The sequence below is a fragment of the Streptomyces sp. a15 genome (assembly GCF_059026085.1).
In genome coordinates this window covers 1-2,460 of record NZ_JBWLKM010000203.1, presented here as the reverse complement: position 1 = coordinate 2,460, position 2,460 = coordinate 1, and the positions used below count along the sequence as shown (strand labels likewise).

General features: G+C 63.7%; 2 protein-coding genes. One reads left to right on the top strand and one right to left on the bottom strand.

Annotated elements, in window-relative coordinates; all coding sequences use genetic code 11:
• Positions 1–36: 36 nt before the first annotated feature.
• Positions 37–819: an aminotransferase class I/II-fold pyridoxal phosphate-dependent enzyme gene (locus tag AC5P09_RS51600; RefSeq protein ID WP_493880577.1), complete on the bottom strand. Its 783-nt coding sequence runs from the start codon at positions 817–819 to the stop codon at positions 37–39.
• Between the two features lie 367 nt (positions 820–1,186).
• Between AC5P09_RS51600 and dnaE the strand changes: the two genes are divergently transcribed.
• Positions 1,187–2,460 (top strand): DNA polymerase III subunit alpha (dnaE, locus tag AC5P09_RS51595; RefSeq protein WP_493880576.1); only part of this gene is annotated, 1,274 nt, incomplete at its 3' end.

Genomic DNA, 2,460 nt, shown 5'->3' with positions numbered 1-2,460 from the left:
TGCTCCAGCTCGAGTACGACCGCACCATCTGAACAATCACACACCGTCGTGATCCATTACTGGCAAAGGCTCAATGGCTCCCCCCGAGGCTCCGAATCCCTTGTTCAGCGAGGTAATGATCATCGTGCGCTCGTTGGTCGAACCCATCACGTCCAGGGCGTGGCCGCGCCCGTTTGCCCCCACTACCGTGCTGTGGGCTTCGTCGAAGTACAGGAACAATCCGTACTCCGCCTGAAGACGCATGAGTTCGCGGATGGGCGCGACGGTCCCACCGGTGCTGTAAACAGAATCACATATGTATGCAACGGCCTCATGCTCGCGGCATATCTCCTCGAGGGCTTCCATGTCGTTGTGCGGCACGGTCATAACCTGCGTCTCGTCAGCACAGGCCGTCTTCAGCGCCAGCATGCAAAAGTGCGCCCTCTTGTCGAAGACGACAACGGGAGGATTCTCCCCTGTCAGCAGACCCGAAGCCAGAACGGGCAAGGTCGCCCAGGCCGCCGCCGCACACGAGTTGATGGTCCCGGTATCCGCATCGAACAGGTCGCTCAGCTCGGCTTCGGCCTCCTCGAGGAGCGGCATGGTCATCCTCACGCGCGACAGCGAGCTGTTGAGGACCCCGGTGCGCTGAACGGCAGCAGCGGCCGCCGCAATGATTTTGGGGTGTTCGTCAAGTCCCAGATATGAGTAGGACGACATATTGACGATGCTTCTGTCGTCGGGCGTGCGCAGCAGCCCTCCGCTGCTCGGCTCCAGCACGCATCCGTGGACGCCTTCCTCCAGGGCGTAGTCCCAGTTGTGATTGCTGAGCGCCTGCATCTTCTTCACGTTTCCGTACTGGTGAAACGTCTACATCCTGCCCCCGCGCCTTTCGTTGGTAGCTGCATCGATCGTAGTAGCGACCGCATGGTGCACCGCGCCGAGGCCTGCGGCAATGACGCCTTCAGGTCGGCCTTCCAAGACCAAGGGCGACAAAAGCCTCAAACGCCGTGCTCGTGTGTGGCGTTTGACGCAAAATCGACCAAGAGCCCGACGTGTTGGCCTCCCTGTTGCACCGCCAGCACCAGCACCTGGCCCCGGACGTGACCCGGACGCCACCTCCAACAGCAATGCGCCCGCCCACCGGTTGCAGCTAGCCTATCGGGACTCCCCTCAACAGTCCCCCTCGCACCTGGAGGCCAAAGCCGTGGCAAAGCCGCCATTCACACATCTGCACGTCCACACCCAGTACTCGATGCTGGACGGCGCCGCGCGGCTGAACGACATGTTCAAGGTCAGCAACGAGATGGGCATGACGCACATCGCGATGACCGACCACGGCAACCTCCACGGGGCGTACGACTTCTTCCACTCCGCTCAGAAGGCGGGCGTCACGCCGATCATCGGGATGGAGGCGTATGTGGCGCCGGAGTCCCGCCGCAACAAGCGGAAGATCAAGTGGGGCCAGCCGCACCAGAAGCGGGACGACGTGTCCGGTGGTGGCTCCTACACCCACCTGACCATGTGGGCGACGAACAAGACCGGCCTGCACAACCTGTTCAAGCTCTCCTCGGACGCGTACGCGGAGGGCTGGCTGCAGAAATGGCCGCGGATGGACAAGGAGGTCCTCGCCCAGTGGTCGGAGGGCATCGTGGCCTCCACCGGGTGCCCCTCCGGAGAGGTCCAGACCCGGCTGCGCCTGGGGCAGTTCGACGAGGCGCTCCAGGCAGCCGCTGACTACCAGGACATCTTCGGCAAGGACCGCTTCTTTCTGGAGCTGATGGAGCACGACCTCGACCTCGAACACCGAGTCCGCGACGACCTGCTCCGGGTCGGCAAGAAACTCGGCCTCCCGCCGCTGGTGACGAACGACTCGCACTACACCTACGCGCACGAGGCGACCGCCCACGACGCGCTGCTGTGCATCCAGACCGGCAAGAACCTCTCGGACCCCGACCGCTTCAGACTGGCGGGAGGGGGCTATTACCTGAAGTCGACCGACGAGATGTACGCCCTGGTCAACTCAGACGTCTGGCGTGAAGGCTGCGACAACACCCGGCTGGTGGCCGAGATGGTCGACACCATCGGCATGTTCGAGAAGCGCGACCTCATGCCGAAGTTCGACATCCCCGAGGGCCACACCGAGGTCAGCTGGTTCCGCGAGGAGACCATGCGCGGCATGCACCGCCGCTACCCGGACGGCATCCCGGAGGACCGCCTCAAGCAGGCCGAGTACGAGATGGACACCATCATCTCGATGGGCTTCCCCGGGTACTTCCTCGTGGTCGCCGACTTCATCATGTGGGCGAAGAAGCAGGGCATCGCGGTCGGACCCGGCCGAGGCTCCGCGGCCGGCTCGATCGTCGCGTACGCCATGGGCATCACCGACCTCGACCCCCTCACCCACGGCCTGATCTTCGAGCGGTTCCTCAACCCCGAGCGCGTCTCCATGCCCGACGTCGACATCGACTTCGACGAGCG

Coding starts and splice junctions, on each gene's coding strand:
- AC5P09_RS51600 (WP_493880577.1), bottom strand. CDS start 819: ATGCAGGCGCTCAGCAATCACAACTGGGACTACGCCCTGGAGGAAGGC.